The sequence below is a fragment of the Pseudomonas sp. DF5 genome, from assembly GCF_058148225.1.
Genome location: NZ_JBYVYM010000076.1, coordinates 1 through 483, shown reverse-complemented (window position 1 = coordinate 483; position 483 = coordinate 1). Strand labels below are relative to the sequence as shown.

Sequence of the window (483 nt, the reverse complement as noted above, 5' to 3'; positions counted from 1 at the left end):
GGTTCTTCACGGAATCCCGGGAAACACAGAAACAAGAACGCCGATTTGATTGATGATGTTCGTGCGAGCAAACACATCTAACAAACCGGCGTTCTTATGCGCGATATTAATACTTTCCTTCCGTTTTGGGAGGGCTTTTCTGTCGTCAACATCAAGCCTGATGGTGACGCCCTACAGATCGAACTGATTCCCCACGCCACCCGATTCCCTTCCTGTGGCGGCTGCCAAAAGCCTTGTTCAACCACTCATGAGTATTGCGAGCGAAGTGTTCGTGATTTGCCCATTCTAGGTCGTGCGGTACGCCTTAGCGTTTTGCTCAGGCGGGTTGGCTGCCGCGATTGTGGCAAACGTATGGAGGCGGTCAGTTGGCTGGATCGCTATGCCCGCATGACGCGCCGCTTGGCCGATACGGTCATTCAGGCCTGCGAGCGCCTTCCCACGCTGCACGTAGCCCAGATGTTTGGGTTGCATTGGGACACCGTT

General features: G+C 54.5%; 1 protein-coding gene. It reads left to right on the top strand.

Features of this window, described 5'->3' with window-relative positions; genetic code table 11:
* Window positions 1–96: 96 nt before the first annotated feature.
* The coding region (locus tag AC30D7_RS28765; RefSeq protein ID WP_490136333.1) for a helix-turn-helix domain-containing protein at window positions 97–483 on the top strand (387 nt) is incomplete at its 3' end.